This is a genomic window from Myxococcus sp. MH1, assembly GCF_059738865.1.
Genome location: NZ_AP026947.1, coordinates 3649350 through 3670513, shown reverse-complemented (window position 1 = coordinate 3670513; position 21164 = coordinate 3649350). Strand labels below are relative to the sequence as shown.

General features: G+C 71.1%; 18 protein-coding genes. 10 read left to right on the top strand and 8 right to left on the bottom strand.

Translation table 11 applies throughout. The annotated features are described in order from the left end of the window. Positions 1–26: 26 nt before the first annotated feature. Positions 27–923, top strand: a complete 897-nt coding sequence (locus AC6JA9_RS14625) for an alpha/beta hydrolase (protein ID WP_497960694.1) — start codon at positions 27–29, stop codon at positions 921–923. 10 nt (positions 924–933) lie between these two features. On the opposite strand, the gene AC6JA9_RS14620 is transcribed toward AC6JA9_RS14625, so the two are convergent. Next, the gene (locus tag AC6JA9_RS14620; protein WP_497959970.1) at positions 934–1707 is read right to left on the bottom strand and encodes an arginyltransferase; all 774 of its coding nucleotides are present in this window, start codon (positions 1705–1707) and stop codon (positions 934–936) included. A gap of 192 nt (positions 1708–1899) precedes the next feature. Between AC6JA9_RS14620 and AC6JA9_RS14615 the strand changes: the two genes are divergently transcribed. The 3 genes from AC6JA9_RS14615 (at position 1900) to AC6JA9_RS14605 (ending at position 4599) form a co-directional block, all read left to right on the top strand. Beyond that, complete coding sequence (locus AC6JA9_RS14615; RefSeq protein ID WP_141327083.1) at positions 1900–2154, top strand: hypothetical protein; 255 nt, start codon at positions 1900–1902, stop codon at positions 2152–2154. Positions 2155–2302: 148 nt separating this feature from the next. Continuing rightward, the gene (locus AC6JA9_RS14610; protein WP_141327081.1) at positions 2303–3154 is read left to right on the top strand and encodes a glycosyltransferase family 2 protein; all 852 of its coding nucleotides are present in this window, start codon (positions 2303–2305) and stop codon (positions 3152–3154) included. Further along, positions 3151–4599, top strand: a complete 1449-nt coding sequence (locus tag AC6JA9_RS14605) for a type III PLP-dependent enzyme domain-containing protein (protein WP_497959969.1) — start codon at positions 3151–3153, stop codon at positions 4597–4599. Before AC6JA9_RS14610 ends, AC6JA9_RS14605 begins: the two co-directional genes overlap by 4 nt. A gap of 56 nt (positions 4600–4655) precedes the next feature. On the opposite strand, the gene AC6JA9_RS14600 is transcribed toward AC6JA9_RS14605, so the two are convergent. Further along, positions 4656–5972: a carboxylate--amine ligase gene (locus tag AC6JA9_RS14600; RefSeq protein WP_483577559.1), complete on the bottom strand. Its 1317-nt coding sequence runs from the start codon at positions 5970–5972 to the stop codon at positions 4656–4658. Between the two features lie 133 nt (positions 5973–6105). Next, positions 6106–6924: a methylase gene (locus AC6JA9_RS14595; RefSeq protein WP_497959967.1), complete on the bottom strand. Its 819-nt coding sequence runs from the start codon at positions 6922–6924 to the stop codon at positions 6106–6108. A 193-nt stretch (positions 6925–7117) separates the two neighbouring features. On the opposite strand from AC6JA9_RS14595, the gene AC6JA9_RS14590 reads away from it, so the two are divergent. The 5 genes from AC6JA9_RS14590 to thrS all read left to right on the top strand — a co-directional run bounded on the left by AC6JA9_RS14590 (position 7118) and on the right by thrS (position 12439). Further along, entirely contained in the window at positions 7118–8128 is a 1011-nt protein-coding gene (locus AC6JA9_RS14590; protein ID WP_223746503.1) for a hypothetical protein, read from the top strand. 51 nt (positions 8129–8179) lie between these two features. Further along, on the top strand, positions 8180–10042 hold the full coding sequence (locus tag AC6JA9_RS14585; RefSeq protein WP_497959966.1) for an OPT/YSL family transporter: 1863 nt from the start codon (positions 8180–8182) through the stop codon (positions 10040–10042). A 155-nt stretch (positions 10043–10197) separates the two neighbouring features. Next, positions 10198–10464 (top strand): hypothetical protein, encoded by a 267-nt coding sequence (locus tag AC6JA9_RS14580; RefSeq protein ID WP_497959964.1) that lies wholly within the window; start codon positions 10198–10200, stop codon positions 10462–10464. A gap of 125 nt (positions 10465–10589) precedes the next feature. Next, positions 10590–10970: a hypothetical protein gene (locus tag AC6JA9_RS14575; RefSeq protein ID WP_473567107.1), complete on the top strand. Its 381-nt coding sequence runs from the start codon at positions 10590–10592 to the stop codon at positions 10968–10970. Between the two features lie 236 nt (positions 10971–11206). After that, positions 11207–12439 (top strand): threonine--tRNA ligase, encoded by a 1233-nt coding sequence (thrS, locus tag AC6JA9_RS14570; RefSeq protein ID WP_497960692.1) that lies wholly within the window; start codon positions 11207–11209, stop codon positions 12437–12439. A 61-nt stretch (positions 12440–12500) separates the two neighbouring features. Here thrS and AC6JA9_RS14565 read toward each other — a convergent pair whose 3' ends face one another. Beyond that, on the bottom strand, positions 12501–12917 hold the full coding sequence (locus AC6JA9_RS14565) for a CBS domain-containing protein (protein WP_223746498.1): 417 nt from the start codon (positions 12915–12917) through the stop codon (positions 12501–12503). A gap of 211 nt (positions 12918–13128) precedes the next feature. On the opposite strand from AC6JA9_RS14565, the gene msrB reads away from it, so the two are divergent. Continuing rightward, the gene (gene msrB, locus AC6JA9_RS14560; protein ID WP_141327068.1) at positions 13129–13551 is read left to right on the top strand and encodes a peptide-methionine (R)-S-oxide reductase MsrB; all 423 of its coding nucleotides are present in this window, start codon (positions 13129–13131) and stop codon (positions 13549–13551) included. 146 nt (positions 13552–13697) lie between these two features. Here msrB and purL read toward each other — a convergent pair whose 3' ends face one another. The 4 genes from purL to AC6JA9_RS14540 all read right to left on the bottom strand — a co-directional run bounded on the left by purL (position 13698) and on the right by AC6JA9_RS14540 (position 21134). Beyond that, positions 13698–17609, bottom strand: a complete 3912-nt coding sequence (gene purL, locus AC6JA9_RS14555) for a phosphoribosylformylglycinamidine synthase (protein ID WP_497959963.1) — start codon at positions 17607–17609, stop codon at positions 13698–13700. A 163-nt stretch (positions 17610–17772) separates the two neighbouring features. Continuing rightward, the gene (locus tag AC6JA9_RS14550) at positions 17773–18936 is read right to left on the bottom strand and encodes an NAD-dependent epimerase/dehydratase family protein (protein ID WP_267696911.1); all 1164 of its coding nucleotides are present in this window, start codon (positions 18934–18936) and stop codon (positions 17773–17775) included. An 87-nt stretch (positions 18937–19023) separates the two neighbouring features. Continuing rightward, positions 19024–20283 carry a phospholipase C/P1 nuclease family protein gene (locus AC6JA9_RS14545; protein ID WP_497959961.1) on the bottom strand — a complete coding sequence of 420 codons (1260 nt, stop codon included), beginning with the start codon at positions 20281–20283 and terminating at the stop codon, positions 19024–19026. A gap of 11 nt (positions 20284–20294) precedes the next feature. Continuing rightward, entirely contained in the window at positions 20295–21134 is an 840-nt protein-coding gene (locus tag AC6JA9_RS14540; RefSeq protein WP_141327062.1) for a metal-dependent hydrolase, read from the bottom strand. Positions 21135–21164 lie beyond the last annotated feature (30 nt).

The window sequence follows — 21164 nt, the reverse complement described above, 5'->3', positions numbered from 1 at the left end:
GCTCTCCCATCCTGTCACGCTCCGTGATGACCGCGCTCCGTCCACGACTCGTCTTCCCCCTGGTCCTGCTCCTCGGCGTGCTCGCGTCCGTGGGGCTGCTCGTCGTGAAGGGGCACCGCATCGGCCAGGGCCTGCTGCACCCGCCCCACGTGCCGGTGACGCGGCCGTCCGCCGCGCCGGAGCTGGACGCGATGCGGGACGTCGCCTTCACCAACGCGGACGGGCTGACGCTGCGAGGCTGGTACGTGCCCTCGCAGAACCGCGCCGCGGTGGTGCTGGTGCATGGCTTCGCGGACAACCGCGCGCAGCTGCTCTTCGAGGCCCGCGCGCTGGCCCGGGCCGGCTACGGCGTGCTGCTGTTCGACCTGCGCGCCCATGGGGAGAGCGGCGGAGACCGCGTGACGTGGGGAGACCTGGAGCGCCGCGACGTGACGGCCGCGCTGGACTTCGTGGCGGCGCGGCCGGACGTGGACCCCGCCAGGCTGGGGCTCTTCGGCTTCTCCATGGGCGGCACCACCGCGCTGCTGGTGGCCGAGCGCGACGCGCGCGTGAAGGCGGTGGCCGCCGCGGGCGCATACCCCGCGCTGGAGACGGACGTGTACTCGGGCTACGGCAGGTGGGGCGCCTTGAGCGCGGAGCCGGTGCTGTGGACGCTGCGCCGCGCGGGCGTGGACGTGGACGCGGTGCGCCCCATCGACGGCATGTGCCAGCTGAAGGGCCGCCCGCTCCTGCTCGTCAACGGCGACGTGGACCCGGACGCGCCGGCCAAGCTCCAGGCCAGCCTGTTCCGCGCGGCCTGCGAGCCCAAGACGCTGTGGGTCGTCGAGGGCGCGGGCCATGGCGAGTACGCCCGCGTGGCCCCGGAGGAGTACGCGCGCCGGCTCCGCGAGCACTTCGACCGGGCGCTGTTGGGCGCGGGCTGACCCACGCGGCTCAGGGCCCGGCGCCGGACTCCGGCTCCGGCGCGTCCGACGCGGGCACCCAGGTGGGCTCGGCGTCCAGCGCGGGCCGCCCCTGGAGCAGCTCGTGCGGACGGAAGCCGCCCTTGTAGCGCAGGGACGCGCACGCCTGGACGCGGAAGCCCAGGTACACGTGGGGGATGCCCCGCGCCTTCGCCAGCTCCACCTGGAACACCACGTTGGCGGTGCCCGGGGACAGCCGCGCGTAGTCCGGGTCGTAGAAGAAGTACACCGCGCTCCACGCGTGCGGCGTCTCGTCGCAGATGCCCAGCGCCACCAGCCGGGAGCCGCCCTCCGCCGCGTCGTCGTACCAGGCCACCTCGCGCGCGGAGGGGTGCGGGAAGGAGAACTGGAGCGAGTACTCGCGCACCGTGAGCGGCGAGGGCTCCCACTCCCGCGCGGCCTCGCGCTCCGCGTGCCAGGCCCGGTAGAGCGCCAGCCGCTCCTCGTCGGCCTTGGGCACGCCCACCTCCACCCGCAGGTGGGCGCACGCGGCCCGGGCGCGGCGCTGGCTGCGGTTGGGCCGGAAGCCCTCCACCGGGACGCGCAGCGACACGCACTCCTGGCAGTCCGCGCAGGCGGGCCGGAAGTACACCGGCCCGAAGCGCCGCCAGCCGCGCACCAGCAGGTGCTCGTACTCCTCCGGCGACAGGTCCCGCAGCACCAGGTTCTCCAGCGAGGCCTGCCGCTCGGGCAGGTAGCTGCAGGGGCGCGGGGGCTCGACGTCGTGTGCCAGCAGGAGGGCCATTTGCGTCCATGTTCCTGTCCGGCCCTCGGTCCGGCGTCAAGTCGCCGGAGGGCTCCCGGACGCCCACCGTGGCCGGCGGGCCGCGCCCCGCACGCCCTCCTGTCACGCGTCCGACGGCCCCCCGCCCTACCAGGTCCATGGCATGACGACTGCAACCTCTCCCCGTCAACCCCCACGCGAAGGCGGAAGCACATGGCGAGAGACTGCCTGCAGCCCTGGATGGACCGGCTGGCCCATGTCGACGTGGAGGTCCAGGACACCTCGCCCCGCGCCCGGCTGGGGGGCCGCGAGTGGGATGGCCAGGGCCTGGCGATGCGGCGCCCCCGAGTGGAGGCCCGCCTCGCGGAGCAGGACATCGTTGCCCCACGGACGGCGATTTCCCGGCAGGTCGAGCAGGACCCCGGGTGGGATTCCGACGACTTCGATTTCGCGGTGGCGAGCTACTGACGCCCGCGCCGCTTCTCAAGCTCATCCATTTTGAGAACGCACGTTCCCGCAACCCTTGCGCGTGGAGCAGGCGTGCGCGCAAGCCTGGCGGCGGCGCCAACCCGGAGGCGTCTTCTCAGGCCCCGGCGCGAACGCATATAAGCCTGACATGTCCGCAATCGATGTCTCGGTGGTGATGCCCACCCACCGACGAGAGAAGGAAGTGGTGGAGGCCATCCGCTCGGTGCTCCGCCAGGAGGGGGTCCACGTCGAGGTCATCGTGTTGGATGACACGCCGGAGGGCACCGCCCGGGCGTCGGTGGAGGGGCTGGGCGACTCGCGCGTGCGCTACGTGGTGAACGACCCGCCGTCCAAGGGGCGCCCCGCGGTGGTGCGAAACCACGGCGTGACGCTGGCCCGGGGCCGCTACCTGCACTTCCTGGACGACGACGACATGCTCGCCGAGGGCGCGCTGCACGCCATGGTGAGCGCGCTGGACGCGCGGCCCGACGCGGGCGTGGCGGTGGGCTGGGTGGTGCCGTTCGGCGACGACGCGGACTGGCTCAAGGACAAGAGCGAGTACTTCCAGTGGGCGGCCAAGGTGGGCGCCAGCACGCCCAACAGCGCGTGGACGGTGGCGCACATCCTGTTCCGCGGGACGCTGTACGTGAACTCCGCGTGCATGGTGCGCCGCGAGCACTTCGCGACGCTGGGCGGCTTCGACGCGTCCATCCCCGTCTACGAGGACGTGGACTTCTACCTGCGCGGCATCCGCGCCTTCGGCCACGTCTACGTGGACCGCCCCATCCTGCACTACCGCACCGGCCGGCCCTCGCTGATGCACAACCTGGGCAAGGACGGCACGCTGGTGATGCAGTCCAACGAGATGATCCACGGCAAGTACCGCAAGACGAACGGCGCGCTGGAGTACCGCGCGCTGCAGCTGCTCATGCGGACCCTGCCGTTCGACATCGCCAAGAAGCTGCCCTTGTGGCTGCCCAGGCAGGGCCGGGTCTCATGAGCTTGAAGAGTCGGTTCGTCGGCACGGCCAAGCGTCAGGTGAAGCAGACGCTCAGGCCCGTGCTCCAGCGCGCCATGGCGCCCGCGCGCACGGAGATTCCCGCGTCGTACTGGGGGCTCCAGCACGTCCCCGGCCAGGGGCTGAGCCTGGAGGGCGTGGCGCTCAAGTCGCTGGTGGAGCGCTTCGGCTCGCCGCTGCACGTGGTGCACCTGGCGGCGCTCAAGCGCAACGTGGAGCGCTTCCTCGCGGTGCCCCCGGGGCGCGCGGGTGGGTGCGAGGTGTTCTACTCGTACAAGACGAACCCGATCCCCGGCGTGCTGGAGGTGCTGCACGGGATGGGCGTGGGCGCCGAAATCATCTCCGCCTACGAGCTGTGGCTGGCGCTGCGGCTGGGGGTCGCGCCCGAGCGCATCGTCTACAACGGCCCGGTGAAGTCGGAGGCCTCCGTGCGCGAGGCCATCGGCCGGGGCATCCAGCTGCTCGCCGCGAACCACGCGGAGGAGCTGGGCCTGTTCGCGCGCGTCGCGGCGGAGCTGGACCAGCGGCCTCGCGTGGCGGTGCGGGTGAGCACGGACAGCGGCTGGGCGGCGCAGTTCGGCACGCCCATCGCGGGCGGCGCGGCGCTCCGGGCGTATGCGCAGGCGCGGGCGTCGTCGCACCTGGACGTGGTGGGCCTGCACGCGCACCGGGGCGCCACCATCCGCACCGAGGGCGAGCTGACGGGCTTCGTGGAGGCGGTGCTCGGCTTCACGGACACGCTGCACCAGGAGCTGGGGCTGGACCTGGAGGTGCTGGATCTGGGCGGCAGCCTCTGCACGCCGTCGGTGGAGCACATCGCCGAGCGCGACTGGCGCCTCAACCTGACCTTCTTCCGGGACGTGCCGGCGCCGGACCCGGCGGCGTCGCTGGACATCTCGCGCTACGTGGCGCTCGTGGTGGAGATGGTGGAGTCGCACTACGAAAAGAAGGGGCGCGCGCGACCGCGCATCTTCCTGGAGCCGGGCCGCGCCATGACGGGCGACACGCAGCTCCTGCTCGGCAGCGTGCACACGCTCAAGGCGGGCGAGGACCGGACGTGGGCGGTGCTCGACGCGGGCGTGAACCATGCCGAGTGCGTGCGCAACGAGTACCACCAGCTCTTCCACGTGGACCGGCCGGACGCGCCCGCCGAGCGCGTCTACACGGTGGTGGGCCCCATCTGCACGCCGGGCGACACGCTGTACCACGCCAAGCGACTGCCCCAGCTGGTCGAGGGTGACACGCTGGCCATCATGGACGCGGGCGCGTACTTCGTGCCGTTCGCGACGTCCTTCTCGTATCCGCAGCCGGCCATCATCGCGCTGGACGGCGGCGAGGCGCGGCTGTTGCGCCGGGCGGAGACGTTCGAGGACCAGGTGGCGCTCGACACGGTGGCGAAGAGCCCGGGCAAGCCCGAGGCGGCCTGAGCGCTTCGTCGAGGTCCGCCGCCCGTGCGCGCTGACACACGGGCGGCGAAGGCCTGCTAGCGGTTGAGCACCATCATCCGCAGGAAGGCGCGCGGGTGGCGCGCGGAGCCGTAGAGGATCTGCGCCACCTCCACCGCGGACGGCATCGGGTCATCCGAGTCGATGAGCGGGTCCACCGCCACCTGACGGTGCGTCTGCAGCCAGCGTCGCCACTGCTTCGCCTCGTCGGCGGGCAGCGCGCCGGACAGCCGCTGGAGGTTGAGCAGCATCTCCAGGGCGATGCGGTTGCAGAACACCTCGCCGCGTCCCGTCCATGCGCGCGCCGACTGCCCCACGCGCGCCAGCGCGTCAAAGTCACCCAGCGCCGCGTGATAGGCCATGAGCGGCAGCGGCAGCCCGCGCGCGATGTCGAAGCCCATCTGCCCGTAGTAGCGCGGGTTGAAGTCGATGAGCAGGAAGTCGTCCTTCGTCTGGATGAACTCCACCTCGAAGACGCCGTGGTAGCCCAGCTTCGCGCACAGCTTGCGCAGGCCGTCGGCCAGGTCCTGGCGCACCGGCGCGGACTCGAAGCACACGCCCACGCCCAGGCGGCGCGGACGCTGGAGCACCTTCATGGCGCCGCGCACCTCGAACAGCGCGCCCGTGCGGTCCACGAAGCCCGACAGGCTGTAGATGCCCTGGGCCGCCTCGGGGTGGAACTCCTGCACCATGGGCCGCGCCACGGCCGGGTCGAACTTCACCAGCATGGGCGCGTAGCCGTCGCGCGCGAAGGCGCGGTACTCCTCCACGAGCTGCGAGGGCTCCGCGACGGGCAGGCCCTTGCGGTGCGTGGAGTAGAGGATCTGCGTCGTCGGCTTGATGAGGACGGGGAAGCGCGCCTCGCGGGAGATGCTCTCCAGGTCCGCCTCGGACTCGGGGAACCAGGTACGCGGCAGCGTCAGCCCCACCGACTGGCCCGCCTCGAAGAGCTTGCGCTTGTTGAGCAGCCCGTAGACGGCGTCGATGCCGGGGTCGTAGAGGTGGAAGTAGCGCGACAGCTCCTGGGCGTGCACGGACACCAGCCACGCCAGCTCGTCGCTCGTCGGATACAGCACGTGGCTCATGGGCGCCCGGGCTCCGAAGTCGAGGAGCCACGCGAGGAACGCCTCGGGCTGGGACTCGGGAGGGCACTGCACGCGCTGTCCGACGAAGCGCGACCAGCTCGCGGGGCCCAGCCGTCCGGGGTCCGCCACGGTGACTCGGATGCCATTGCGCCCGAAGCACCGCGCGGCGGCGAGCGTCCCATAGAAGCCAGCGGAGAAGAGCAGCGCGGCCGGCCGCTCTCCCACGCGCTCTGTCGCCGACTGCTGCACCTTCACGTCTTCTGCCTGCACCTGTGCTGTCTCCCGTTGGAGGGCCCCACACCATATCCGCCCCCTCCGCCATTTGCCCCTCCCTCTTCGCGGCGCTTGATTGGAGGGCGAATCATCTGGGGTGGATGGGGATGGGGTTGCCCGGCCCCATGCGTCAGGACGCCACACCTGTCGGCGGCCGCCATAGCAGGTAACCGGAGTCGAGCAGCCATGAGTCCGTGGAGACGCCGTCCACCTGATGACACAAACGTGAGACAGACTCGCGGAAGGCATCCGCGGGCGCGGAGTGGCCGGCATCGCGAGCCTGTTTCCACGCGTCGACCCAGGACATGAAGAAGGCGTGGATGGGCTCACCGGGACGCACGCGGCGGCGCAAGTCACGCGGCAGCCAGTCGCGGAACAAGAGCGGCGCGAAGCCCTGGCGGAAGTCGGTGTGGAAGAGCAGGGCCTCGCGGACAGGGGGCGCATCGGGAGCGCTGTCGGAGCGACGCAGCAGGTGCGCGGTGAGAACGGAACCCTCCGGGTCCGAGCTGCCCTCCACGAGCAGCCCCGCGGGGAGCAGGAAGCGGCTGAGCGCGTGGTGCACCTCGGCGACGCGCTCCACGGGGCCCTGTCGCAAGAGGTTCATGGCCCGCACGAGGCGGGCGGGCTCCTCCGGGGACAGCGGCAGTGTGAAGCCGCCTTGACGGAAGTGGGTGCGAGGCCCCGCATGGGCTTGAGCGGCGAGGGCCCGCGCGTCATCGAGCTCCACGCCGATGACGACGAGTTCCGGGTGGAGCGCGCGAAAGGCCTCGGCGCTCTCGAGCGTCGTCCACGGATGTTCGCCGAAGCCCACGTCCACGAAGACGGCGCGGGCCCACGGGCCGTCGACGCGCGACAGCAGCGTGGGCTCGAAGCGGAACAGGAAGGCATCGAGCGCGCGCAGCCTTCCGGGTGCGGTGCGCCCCCGCGTCTTCGCGTCGAGCGTGGACATGCCCTGGTCTTCGATGAGGCGGCCCCATCGCGTCAAGCACCCCGCTTCCGCCCGGGCATGCGCTCATGCACCGGACCGTGCGCTTTGACGAGGCCCCCACCACCCACGCGATTCAATGGGCCGCCTGCATGGTCGAAGGGCCCCTGTTTTCGTCTGGAGCGCGGAGGCTTTAGGCTCCACCTTCGTGCGCCCCGTGTCCGCCCTCACCTGCCCCGGCTGTCAGGCGCCCCGAGTGCAGGGGGCCGAGTGTCCTCGCTGCGGCATCATCTACGCCCGCGCCGAGGCCCGCGCCGCGCGCAAGGCCGAGGAGGAGCGCGTCCAGCGCGAGGCCACCGAGCAGGCTCCCACGCCCTTCGAGGTCGACCCCCCGTGGCTGGCGCCTCCGGAACTGCGCTCCGAGGTGCTGCCACCGAGCACGCCTTCTCTCGACGCGAGCGAGGAGGACGCCGTCCATGAGCTGCGCCTGCGCCTCGTCGTCGTGCCCCTGGCATTGCTGGTGGGCTACCTGGTGGCCACCGGCTCCGCGCGCTTCATCGTGCGGCTGCTCACCATGTACGTCCACGAGGTCGGGCACGCGGTCACCGCATGGCTGTGCGGCATCCCCGCCATCCCGGCCCCGTGGGTCACGCCCACGGGCTCCGAGCGCTGGTACTCGCTGGCGGCGATGCTCGCGGGAGCCCTCGGCTTCTGGGCGTGGCGCGGCTGGAAGCTGCGCCGCTGGGACTGGATGGCCTGGAGCACGGCGCTGCTCGTCGCCCAGGCCTTCTGCACGCTGGTCATCCCCCTGTGGCGCACCGAGGTGTTCATCGTCTTCGGCGGAGACGCGGGGATGCTGATTCTGGGCACGCTCCTGGTCGCGTCCTTCCACGCCCGGCCCGGCGGCCACCTCCACGCGAGAGGCCTGCGCTGGGGCTTCGTCTTCATCGGCGCGCTCGCCTTCTGGGACGGCTTCCACACCTGGTGGCGCGCGCGGACCGACGCCGAGGAGATCCCCTTCGGCCGCATGGAGGGCGTGGGCCTGAGCGACCCGAGCCGACTGGTCGAGGACCACGGCTGGTCCGAGGGTGACCTCATCCGTCGCTACGTCACGCTCGGCATCGCCTGCCTCGTGACCCTGGCCGTCTTCCACGGCCTCCAAATCTGGAAGGAGCGGGCCCGGCTTCGCGCCGCCCTGCGAGCGCTCCCCTTCTTGAATGGGCGATGAAACGTCCCGGGTTGTGACAGCGGCGTGGAACGCCGGTAGCCTCCCGGCCCAATGGCATCTCCCGTCCAGCCGCTCCCCCACCCGGAGCCCCCCTCGTCCTCGACGCCCCCCGACTCCGACAACCTCCAGCCGCGCTTCGGCTGGCTGCCTCCCGTCGGGACCTGGAAGTACCACCTGCTCCTGAGCGCGGTGGCCCTGTTCATCCTCGGGCCCCTGGGTGGCATCGCCGCGTCGTACATGAACTTCAGCGTGGGCTTCTTCGTCGGAGGCCAGGTGCTCGCCGGCATCCTCGGCAGCGCCGTCACGTACGGCTACGGCGCGGAGGGCAAGCACGGCGCCAACTACATGCAGACGATGGCCGCGTCGGTGGCCTCGCTGTGCGCCATGTCGGTGCTCATCCAGGCCATGGTGTGGCTGGGCATGGAGATGCCCCCCGCGTGGCACCTGATGCTCTTCGTCGGCTGCGTGGGCATGTTCGCCGTCGGCGTGGGCATGCTCTACACGCCGCTGCTCGTGGACCGGCTGCAGCTCGACTACCCGTCGGGCTTCGCGGTGGCCAACATCCTGCGCGCGCTGACCGACAAGCGGCTGCTCAAGGCCTCCATCTCCAAGCTGGGCGGCGGCACGCTGCTGGGCGCCATCGCCGCGTGGATGACGGAGAAGATCGCCGTCGTGGCCGCCATCGGCACCAGCGCCGCCACGCTGGGCGCGGGCATGATTGTCGGCAGCCGCATCACCATCCCCGCGGTGTTGATGGCCGTCATCGGCGCATGGCAGGTGCCGCACCTGCGTGAAATCGGCTGGCTCGGCCCCGAGGACCCCTTCCGCAAGATTGGCTTCCTCATCGGCCTGGCGATGATCTGCGGCGCGGCGGTGGTGGACCTGTCGCTGCTCGCGGTGCAGGCGGTGGCGCGCGTGAAGGCCCAGGCCGACGCGCCGAAGGACGAGGAGCCCGCGTGGAAGAAGGTCAACCTGCCCCGGCTCTTGGCCTGGGTCCTCGGCTGGGGCGCGGCGACGTTGGTGGTGGGCACCGCGGTGCTGGGTCAGCCCCTGGGCTGGCTGCTCTTCGGCCTCGCGCTGGCGCTGCTGTTCGTGCTCATCAACGGCATCTCCTACGGCATCACCGACCAGAACCCCATCTCCAGCGCGTTCGTCATCTCCATCATGATGATGTCGCTGCTGGGCCTGAAGAACCCGCTGGTGGCGCTGATGGCCGCGACCATCCTGCTCATCTCCACCTCCGTGGGCTGCGACATGCAGCAGGACCGCTCCACCGGATGGCGCCTGGGCACCAACCGCGTCATCCAGTTCCGCTACCAGGTGATGGGCGTCATCATGGGCGCCCTGCTGTGCGTGGGCCTGGCGCGCGTGTTCATGACCGCCTACCCCGCGCTCGCCATCAACCAGCTCGACAACCCCAACGCCGAGGTGGGCCAGTGGGGCTCGGCGATGACGTACAAGCTGGTGGGCGCCATCCGCGACCTGGGCTCGCTGTCGGACACCAAGGTGAAGGCGATGCTGCTCGGCCTGGGGCTGGGCTTCGGCATCCAGGCGCTGCGCAAGGTGCTGCACGCCAACCCGGGCTACCAGCGCTACATCAAGGGCTCGCGCGCGGGCTTCGCGGTGGGCTGGACCATGGACTCGCTGCTCTTGGCCAGCCCCTATGCGTCCTCCTTCGGCGGCTTCGTGGCCTTCCCGGTGGCGCTGTGGTTCGGCGCGGGCGGCGTCATCGCGTCCGTGTGGAACACCGTCACGAAGAAGCGCGCGCCGGCCTCCGCGGGCAGCCCCGCACAGGGCGAGGCGCTCCCCGAGGACATGAGCACCATGTCCCTGGCGGGCGGAGGCCTCATCGCGGGCGAGTCGCTCTTCTTCCTCATCGCCGGGATGATTGGCCTCGCGTCGCTGCTGGCGTGAGCCGGTCGGCGGCGGAGCCGGGGCCCGAGGCGCCCGGCTCCGCGACGCCCTTGACAGTTGCGGGAAGCCCCCATTCCTGACACACCCGAAGTGAACATGGCACAGTCCCTCGCACGGTGCGGCCGGAGCCCGTGAACCCGATTCGAGGGCGTCCCATGAAGCGTGTCTTCGTGTTGTGTGTGTCGTTGTTCAGCATGGCGTGGCTGGGCTGCGGTGGCCCCACGTCCGAGGCGGACGGGGAGCGCCTCTCCACCGAGCCCGCGCAGGAGGTCTCGCAGGAGCTGGTCACCTGCCCGGGGGACCTCCCTCAGTGCGCCATCTACGAGGGCCAGCGCTGCGTGCGCCGGGTGGACTGCTGCGATGGAGAGTTCCTCCTGTGGTGCGCCTGCGATCCAACGACGCGGCGCTACCACTGTCTGTAGACGTCCGCTCGCGAGCACTTCACCGCGGGGCGCGGCTCGCACAAATACGCGCTTTCATGGGAAAACACGAAAAAGACCCTCATGGGTCGCAGGCGGTCCCACGTCGTTCTTCCGCGGGAGTCCTCATGAAGCGCGTGCTGGTGATGATGGTGGCAATCCTCGGCGTCTCGTTGCTGGCCTGTGGTGGCGAGGCGCTCGAGGTGCAAGTCGATGAAGGCCCGGCGGACGTCGAGCTGGCGCAAACCCGCCAGGAGCTCGTGACCTGCATGACGGACTGCCCGAACGGGACGTTCATCTCCTGCACGGGAAGTACCTGCAGCACCCTCGAAGGCCGGAGCGTGACGTGTGACGGGGTCAGGAAGCTCTGCCCGCCGGCGGTGTGTCCGGGCGACTATCGCTCGTGCTCGGCGATGGACGGACAGAACTGCCGGGCCGGCACGCAGCCGTGCTGCCGTGGCGATGTCGAGGGCTATTGTTACTGCATCGCCGGCCGCTACGACTGCTGAGTCCCCTGACCCGTGAGGGGTTGCCCGCGGGTCTGGTTGACAATTTCCAGACCCGCTTGCATCTTGTTCCGCGTGAGCATCGTCAACGTCACCACGACCACCCGCACCACGACTCGCTACGGCGAGGTGTGGAGCGGTGCGCGTCGTGAAGTGAGCTGACGACCGCACGGCTTCTCGCCCCGCCTTCACCGGCCGGGGCAACCGTGTGTTCGCTCAGCGCTCCGTCCGGCAAGGCAATTCCAACCTTCCGTAACGGAGACGAAGCAATGCTCGACGAAAACGACCACCGCGCCCTCGGCCAACGCCTGGACCTCTTCCACCTGCAGGAGGAGGCCGCGGGAATGGTCTTCTGGCACCCCCGAGGGCTCTTGTTGTTCCGCCTGCTGGAGGAGCACATCCGCCAGCGCATGCAGCGCGAGGGCTACCTCGAGGTCCGTACGCCGCAGCTCTACGCGCAGCCCCTGTGGGAGCGCAGCGGCCACTGGGAGAACTTCCGCGAGAACATGTACCTCGTGGAGGACGGCGGGCGGCCGCTCGCGCTCAAGCCGGTGAGCTGCCCGGGCCACATCGAGCTGGTGCGGCGCATGTCCCTCAGCTACCGCGACCTGCCCCTGCGCATGAGTGAGTTCGGACTGGTCCACCGCAGCGAGCCGGGCGGCGCGTTGCATGGCCTGTTCCGGCTGCGTCAGTTCACGCAGGACGACGGGCACATCTTCTGTGCCCCCGAGCAAGTGGTGGAAGAGGTCGTGAACTTCGCGCGCTCGCTGCGCGAGTTCTACGCGGGCCTGGGCTTCCACGACGTCCAGGTGGCCTTCTCCGGGCGTCCCGCCTCCCGCACGGGGAGCGACGCCGTCTGGGACCAGGCCGAGGCCTGGCTCTCGGACGCGGCGAGACAGGCGGGGTTGGAGTGCAAGTACCAACCGGGTCAGGGGGCCTTCTACGGCCCCAAGCTGGAGTTCGTCTTGAAAGACAGGCTGGGGCGCGAGTGGCAGTGCGGGACGATTCAGCTCGACCTCGTGCTGCCCGAGCGCTTCGACCTGCGCTACCAGGACTCCCAGGGCCTGCGGGTCCGTCCGGTGATGCTTCACCGCGCGCTCCTGGGCAGCCTGGAGCGGTTCATCGGCGTGCTGCTCGAGCACCACCAGGGCGCCCTGCCCGCGTGGCTCGCGCCCGAGCAGGTGGTGGTGGCGCCCGTGGGTGACGCCGCGCAGGAGTACGCGCGCGACGTCGCCTTCAGCCTGCGACGGGCGGGCTGCCGCGTCCGCGTGGACGCGCGACAGGAGTCGCTGTCGCGCAAGGTGCTGGACTCGCACCAGGGAGGTGTCCCCTGGCTCGTGGTGGTGGGCGCGCGCGAGGTGCAGGCGAAGGGCCTGCGCCTGCGACAGCGGGATGGCGCCCAGCGGGACGTGTCGTGGGACGCGGGCCTGGCGGAGCTGGTGTCCGCGTGTGTCCCCGGAGTCCCGGCGTGATGAAGCCCCGAGGGGCGCGAGGGCGGTCTGCTCCTCGCGCCCCTCGGTTCCTGGAGGACGGCTACGCGTGTTGCAGGTGCTCGAGCACCACGCCGGCGCGCAGCACCTCCGCGGGCACGGTGGCCAGGTCATCCAGGCTCAGGATGCCCAGCGGGCGACGGGCCTCGTCCACCACGACGAGCCGGCGCACCATCTTGTCCTCCATCATCTGCTCGGCCACATCGAGCCCCGCGTCCGGCTCGCAGGTGATGAGGGCTGTCGTCATCACCTCACGCACGCGCGTGGTGTTGGGGTCCTGGCCCAGGGCGGTGGAGCGCACGGTGATGTCGCGGTCCGTCAGCATGCCCACCAGTTGTCCGCCCTCGGTGACGGGGAGCGCGCCGATGTTGCATTCGCGCATCCGCAGGGCGGCGACCCGCAGCGGCTCGTCCGCCTCGATGGTCTCCACGTTCCGCGTCATCAGTTCGAAAATCCGCATGGCGCCTCCGCTGACGGGTTGAGGGTAGGACTGCGTCCTCAACCATGAGGTCGGAGCGGCCCACCGGCAGGAAGGCACCCGGGCTCGGCGGAGCAGCGGGCGGGCACACGGCCGCCGTCATTCCAGGTTGGCCAGCGAGCGCGACGATTGGGCAGGATGCGCATCTGACTGAAGCTCCCGGGCGTGGGCCCGGGCAAAGGAGCGTGACGGCATGGTCGACAAGCTCACCCTCAGCGATGCGCAGTGGCGCGAGCGCCTGACGCCCGAGGAGTACGACGTCCTGCGCAGGCACGGCACGGAGCGTCCGGGCTCGGGGTGCTTCCTGGGCACGAAGACGCCGGGCACCTATGTGTGCGCCGGCTGTGGCAATCCGCTGTTCAAGTCGGGCACCAAGTTCGAGTCCGGCACCGGCTGGCCGTCCTTCACCCAGGCGGTGGGACCGGACGCGGTGACGCAGATCGATGACCGCTCGTACGGAATGGTCCGCACCGAGGTGCGCTGTGCCCGCTGCGACGGCCACCTGGGGCACGTCTTCCCCGACGGCCCCCCGCCCACCGGCCTGCGCTACTGCATGAACTCGGTGGCGATGAAGCACGTGCCCGAGGGCCAGCCGCTGGAGCTGGTCCGGGCGTAAGCGCTGCAAGCCCCCGGCCCCGCTCGGTTCATCGAGCCCGGGCCGGGTGTTCGTCGCGAGCGCGGAGCAGGAGCGGGGACGACCTGACACCTGCCGAAACCTCGGCCCTGGCTCGCGGCATCGAGCCGGGACCTTCTGACAGCGCCTCAGCCCAGCCAGGCGCGGGCGTTGCGGAACATGCGCATCCACGGGCCGTCATCGCCCGTCCACTCGCGGGGCCGCCACGAGTGCTGCACCAGCCGGTGGACGCGCTCGGGGTGCGGCATCGTCACGGTGAAGCGGCCGTCCTTCGTGGTGACGCCCGCGATTCCGTGCGGCGAGCCGTTCGGGTTGGCCGGGTACGTCGACGTCACCTGGCCGTGGTTGTCCACCCAGCGCGTGGTGATGAAGCCCGAGCCGTTGACGCGCGCGGCCTCCGCGTCGTCGGAGAACTCCGCGCGCCCCTCGCCGTGCGCCACGGCGATGAGCATCCGGCTGCCCTCCATGCCCTGGTAGAAGAGCGACGGCGTGCGGGCAATCTCCACCAGCCCCAGCCGCGCCTCGTACTGCTCCGAGGCGTTGCGCACGAAGCGCGGGAAGTGCTCCGCGCCGGGGATGATGTCCTTGAGCCCGGACATCATCTGGCAGCCGTTGCAGATGCCCAGCCCGAAGCTGTCCGGCCGCGCGAAGAAGCCGGCGAACTCGTCGCGGGCGCGCGGGTTGAACAGGATGGACTTGGCCCAGCCGCCCCCCGCGCCCAGCACGTCCCCGTAGGAGAAGCCGCCGCACGCCAGCACGCCGTGGAAGTCCTTCAGCGACACCCGGCCCGCGAGGATGTCGCTCATGTGCACGTCCACCGCGAGGAAGCCCGCGCGGGTGAACGCCGCCGCCATCTCCTGCTGGCTGTTGACGCCCTGCTCGCGCAGCACCGCCACGCGGGGACGCGCGCCCTTGCCCACGAAGGGCGCGGCCACGTCCTTGGACACGTCGAACGTCAACAGCGGCGACAGGCCCGGGTTGGACGCGTCGCACTTGGCCGCGTACTCCTGCTCCGCGCACAGCGGGTTGTCGCGCAGCTTCTGCAGCTCGTAGCTGACGCGCGACCAGACGCGGCGCAGGTCCATGGTGCCCTCGGACAGGAGCACCCGCTCACCGTGCCGGACACGGACCTCCAGCTTCGGCGTGGGCCGCCCCAGCTCGTGGCAGTGCACCCCCAGCCCGTGCTGCTCCAGCACCTCGCACACGCGCGCCACGTCGCCCGCGCGCACCTGGACCACCGCGCCCAGCTCCTCGTTGAAGAGCGCCGCCACCGCGTCGGGCCCCAGCTTCGAGAGGTCCACGTCCACGCCGCAGCGGCCCGCGAAGGCCATCTCGCACAGCGTGGCCCACAGGCCGCCGTCGGAGCGGTCGTGATAGGCGAGCAGCCGCCCCTCGGAGCTCAGCGCCTGCACCGCCGAGAAGAAGCCCGCGAGCAGCGCGGGGTCCTCCACGTCGGGGACCTTGGGGCCCACCTGCGCGTGCGTCTGCGCGAGGATGGAGCCGCCCAGCCGCTGCTGCCCGCGCGCCAGGTCCACGAAGACCAGCCGCGTGTCCAGCTCCACGTCCACCAGCTGCGGCGTGAGCGACTTGCGCACGTCCAGCACCGGCGCGAAGGCGGAGATGATGAGCGACACCGGGGACGTCACGGTCTTCTTCTCGCCGCCGTCCTGCCACACGGTGCGCATGGACATCGAGTCCTTGCCCACGGGGATGGTGAGCCCCAGCGCCGGACACAGCTCCATGCCCACCGCGTTCACCGCGGCGTAGAGCTGCGCGTCCTCACCCGGGCTGCCCGCCGCCGCCATCCAGTTGGCGGACAGCTTCACGTCGGACAGCTTGCCGATGCGCGCCGCGGCGATGTTGGTGAGCGCCTCGCCCACCGCCATGCGCGCGGAGGCCGCCGCGTCCACCACGGCCAGCGGCGTGCGCTCGCCCATGGACATCGCCTCGCCTGTGGTGCTCGTCACCGTGGACAGCGTCACCGCGCAGTCGGCCACCGGCACCTGCCACGGGCCGACCATCTGGTCCCGGGCCACCTGCCCCGACACCGAGCGGTCGCCGATGGTGATGAGGAACGACTTGTCCGCCACCGTCGGGTGGCTCAGCACGCGCTCGGCCATCGACTTCAAATCCGAGGGCAGCGACAGCGGGGCGTGCTCCAGCGCGCGCGTGGTCGCGTCGCGGTGCATGCGCGGCGCCTTGCCGAACAACACGTCCATCGGCAGGTCGATGGGCGGCGTGCCCAGCCGCTCGTCGGACAGCTTCAGCACCTGGGACTCGGTCGCCTCGCCCAGCACCGAGAAGGGCGCGCGCTCGCGCTCGCAGAACGCGGTGAAGCGCGCCAGGTCCTCCGGCGCCACGCCCAGCACGTAGCGCTCCTGGGCCTCGTTGCACCAGATTTCGAGCGGCGACATGCCCGGCTCCGCGTTGGGCACCGCGCGCAGCTCCAGCTTCCCGCCCAGCGCGTTGTCGTGCGCCAGCTCCGGCAGCGCATTGGACAGGCCGCCCGCGCCCACGTCGTGGATGGAGCGGATGGGGTTCTTCTCGCCCAGCGCGCAGCACTGGTCGATGACCTGCTGACACCGCCGCTCCATCTCCGCGTTGTCCCGCTGCACGGAGGCGAAGTCGAGGTCCGCCGCGCTCGCGCCCTGCGCCATGGAGGACGCCGCGCCGCCGCCCAGGCCGATGAGCATGGCCGGGCCGCCCAGCACGATGAGCTTGTCACCGGGCTTGAGCTGGCCCTTCTTCACGTGCTCGGCGCGGATGTTGCCCAGGCCGCCGGCGATCATGATGGGCTTGTGGTAGCCGCGCACCTCCACGCCCTCGGGCGTGGACACCTGCGCCTCGAAGCTGCGGAAGTAGCCCGCGAGGTTGGGCCGGCCGAACTCGTTGTTGAACGCGGCCCCGCCCAGGGGGCCATCCATCATGATGTCCAGCGCGGAGACGATGCGGTCCGGCTTGCCGTAGGGCTGCTCCCACGGCCGCTCGTGGCCGGGGATGCGCAGGTGGCTGACGGTGAAGCCCGTCAGGCCCGCCTTCGGCTTCGCGCCGCGACCGGTGGCGCCCTCGTCGCGAATCTCTCCGCCCGCGCCGGTCGCCGCGCCCGGGTACGGCGAAATCGCCGTCGGGTGATTGTGCGTCTCCACCTTCACCATGATGTGGGACGGCTCGCGCACCGTGCCCCACTCGCCCGTGTCCGCGTCCGGAAAGAAGCGGTCCACCGTGAAGCCCTCGATGACGGCCGCGTTGTCCTTGTAGGCGGACAGCACGCCTTCCTGGTGCTGGGCGTAGGTGTTCTTGATGGCCTGGAAGAGCGAGCGCTCCTGCGGCTTGCCGTCCAGCGTCCAGCTGGCGTTGAAGATCTTGTGCCGGCAGTGCTCGCTGTTGGCCTGCGCGAACATCATCAGCTCGACGTCCGTGGGGTTGCGCGAGAGCTCCGTGAAGCGCGCCACCAGGTAGTCGATTTCATCGTCCGCGAGCGCCAGCCCCAGCTCGCGGTTGGCCCGGTCCAGCGCGCCCTTGCCGCCGCCCAGGATGTCCACCGTGGTGAGCGGCCGGGGCTCGTGCGTGGAGAACAGCACGGCCGCGTCCTCCATCCGCGTGAGCACCGCCTGCGTCATCCGGTCGTGCAGCACCGGCGCGAGCGCGTCCACCTGCTCGCGCTCCAGCGGACGTCCCTGCGGACCCGCCACGAAGTACGCGAGGCCGCGCTCCAGCCGGCGCACCTTCGCGCCCAGGCCGCAGTTGTGGACGATGTCCGTCGCCTTCGAGGACCAGGGAGAGATGGTGCCCGGACGCGGCACGACGAGCAGCAGGCTGCCCGCGCGCTCCCCCGAGGGGACCCTGGGGCCATACTCGAGGAGCCGGCCGAGCATCGCCTGCTCGTCACCGGACAGGGGCTCCGGGGCGTCGAGGAAGTGCACGTGCTCCGCGTAGACGGACGACACGGAGGGCACCTGCTCGCGGCACTGCGCGAGCAGCTTGGCGAGCCGGAATTCGGAGAGGACGGGAGCGCCGCGCAGGAAGTGCATGCTGGACATGGGAAAGGGTAGGCCCTGGGTAACAGCCGGGGCGTCCTTATCACCGTGTGTCGCGAGGGCGAGCACAGACTTCGTGCCAGCCCGCTCGCTGCCCGGACGGACAGGGGGCACGGTGGGTGCCCCTCACACGTCAGCGCTGGCGCGGCACGTAGGAGAGCCGGAATTACCCGCCCTTGCCGGAAGCTGCGGGCACGGGCTTCGGCGCCTCCTGGGCCTTGCGCCACAGCGCGAGCAGCTCCGCTTCACGCTCCCGTGGCAGGCCCGCGCGCGGCTTGTCGCGCCGCTCCTGTGGCAGGCCCTTGAAGTACGCCAGCGTGTCGCGGACGGTGACGTCCACGGGACGGAACGTGAGCCCGGCCTTCACCGCCTTCGCGTTGGAGCGCAGGTGCGTGCCCGCGCTGGTGCCGGTGGGCGGCATGTAGATGGGCAGCCGCACATCGCCGGTCTCGCCCTGCTTCTCCAGGAACTCCGCGGGCACCCACGTCACCTTCGTGTCCTTGCCCGTCACCTTCCGACAGGTGTCGAGCATGGCGCCCATCGACCACGCCTCCGCGGGCCCCACGGCGTTGAACACGCCGTTCACCTGGCCCTCGATGAGCAGCACCAGCCACTCGGCCAGGTCGCGCACGTCGATGATCTGCAGCGGGTCCTTCGGCGTGCCGGGCGCCAGCATCTCCCCGCCCTGGTCGAAGCGCACGGGCCAGTACGTGAAGCGGTCCGAGCGGTCATCCGGTCCGACGATGTAGCCCGGGCGGATGTTGGCCACGCGCCCCGGCAGCGCCGCCTCGGCGGCCTCCTCGCACGCGCGCTTGAGCCCGCCGTAGAACTCGTAGTCCTTGCCCATCGTCTCCACGTTGGGGTCCGCGAGCGTCGCGGTGGGGCCGCGCTCGTCCTCGCCCGGCGTCTTGTCGCTGGCGTACGCGGAGACGCTGGAGATGAAGACATACTGTTTCACGTTCGGCGCCAGCAGCGCCGCCGACGCGCGGACCATGCGCGGGTAGTACCCGGACGTGTCCACCACCGCGTCCCACTTGCGGCCCTTCAGCGCCTTCAGGCCCTCGTCCTTGTCGGGGTCTCTATCGCCGCGCAGCTTCTCCACGTCGGGGAAGAGCTCCGGGCGCGTCCTGCCGCGGTTGAAGAGTGTCAGCGAGTGGCCTCGCACCCGCGCGGCCTCCACCACCGCGGGCCCCAGGAAGCCCGTGCCTCCCAGGATGAGGATGCGCTTCTTCACCGACATCTTCGACGCGGCCAGCGACTCGGGCCCGAGCGCGAGCAGCGACGCACCCGTGGCGGAATACACCAGGAACTTCCTACGCGAGGTCTTCATGACGACGGCTCCAGGGGCCGTGGTGTGCTCGGGGGGACGCGCCGGACAACGCGAGCCCGCCTGTTTCATTCCCGGGCAAGCGTCGGGTCAGCGGTCTCCCAGCGCCACGCCCCATCCCAGCGTCCACACGAACCCATGGGTCCTGTCGTCGGTGAGCGGGCGCAGGCCCTGGTAGCGCGCCTCCGCGCTCGCGATGAACAACGCCCCCAGCGTCGCCTGCGCCCGCAGGCCCACGGGCACCCCGAAGCGCGAGCCTCCCTCCCACGAGAACACGCCCGCCCCCAGCGAGGCCCGCACGTCCACGCCCACCGCGTACGTCGGCCGCCACGCCCACAAGGGTGGCGACGACAACGACAGGCTGAAGCCTCCCGTCGCCAGGGGACGACGTCCCAGCCCCACGCCGCGCATCCACTCGAAGGACAACCGCGACGCGTACGGAAGTGGCAGCCCCGCGCGAAACCCGGCGACGGGTGCGCCGCCTCGCGCGTCGCGTGTCATGCCTCCCAGCAACTGGAAGGACAGCTCCGGCGCGGGGCTGTAGTCGCCAGTCGAAACCCAGACGGCGCCGGGCTCGGCGACCTCCTGGAAGCGCTGAGCCGCCCAGGTGAGGAATGACTGGGTATAGGCAATCGCCGCGGCGGCCCGGTCCGCCATGAACACATCAAAGGCCTCCGGCGAGACACCCTCCGTCTGTCCAAAGACCTTCCCAGACGCGCCATACCCACCGAACGCACCCTGCAGCGCCGCGTCCGGCTCCACCCAGAACGCACGCCAGGCCATCCGCGTCCCATCCTCGGCGCGCAGCGATTGCGTGCGCACCACCTCCAGGGTCTCCCGCGCCAGCGCCAGCTGCGCGTCGGACCCGGACATCGGCGCCACCTCGCGCGTGGGGAGCTGCTCCAGCACGCCGCGCAGGCCCCAGCCCTCGAACCCGTCCGAGAAGCCATGGCTCACCGGCACCACGTGCGGCGGCGAGGCCACGTCCTGGATGTGGTGCGCCAGGTGTCCGGCCCTGTCCCACGCGCGCGCCAGGTCTCCTCCACGCGCCGCGTCCAGCGCCTCCTCCCACAGCTTGCGCACCCGCGCCGCCGAGCCCTCGCGCGGCCCCGAGTCCACCCTCCCCTCGGGCCGGAAGTAGTGGTGCCACCCGGTCCACTTCACGTGGAGGTTGAGGTCCTCCGCCGTCGCACCGTGCAGGACCGCGTCACGGTGCTTCTCCAGGCCCGGCGACGCCTGGGTCGCCCGCTCGATGGCGACCCGCGTCAGGGCCTCGTGGTCCTTCACCCAGAAGGCCCCCGCCCCCATCGGCGCCAACAAGGCCGCGAGGACGGCGAGCCGCGGCGCCACGACACGTCCGCTCAGGCGGCCTCCGCCCTGGGCACGTCGAGCGAGTCCAGGTGGGCGCGCGCGATGTGCAGGTTGTCGTTGTCCAGGGGGTGGAACGACGGCCGCAGGTACTCCTTGAGCCCACGCCAGAGCACCCGCACCAGCACCGGGTCCTTCTGGTGCGCGCGCCGCAGCTCCCGCCAGATGCCACCCCACCCCAGCCCCGGCTCCTGCTTCAGCAGCGTGACGGTGGCCGCGAACCACAGGCCGTACAGCGCGATGATGCCCGCGAACATCCCCGTCACGCGCAGGCCGTAGCCCGGCGCCACCTTGCGCAGCACGTCGAAGGCCACGGCCTTGTGTTCAATCTCCTCGGCGGCGTGCCACTCGATGAGCTGGCGCATCGCGGGGTGGCCGTCCTTGAACACGCCGAGCGTCAGCGTGTTCTCCCCCATGATGGCCGTGTAGTGCTCCAGCGCGGCGGTGATGGAGAGCCGCAGGGAGGCCGGGAAGTACTTGTCGATGAAGCCCCAGACGATGCGCTGGTACGCCCTCATGAAGCCGGTGATGACGTAGCCCTGTGACTCCAGCAGCTCGATGTAGTCCTGGTGCTCGCGGGCGTGCTGGCCCTCCTGGGCGAAGAACGCCTTCACCTGCGCGCGCAGCTCCGGGACGTCGGCCAGCGCGGGGAGGTAGTGGTTGACGCTGCGCACGAAGAAGCGCTCGCCCTGGGGGAAGAGCAGGTTGAGTCCGTTCCACAGGTGCGTCGAGCCCAGGCCGTTGTGGTGCCAGACCCGGGGGAAGGTGGCATCGAAGTGGAACTTCAGGTGCGGCCTGGGGACGATGCGGCCGGGGTCGGGGGGATTGACCATGAGTGGGGGATTCTCGTGCGCCGGAGGGGG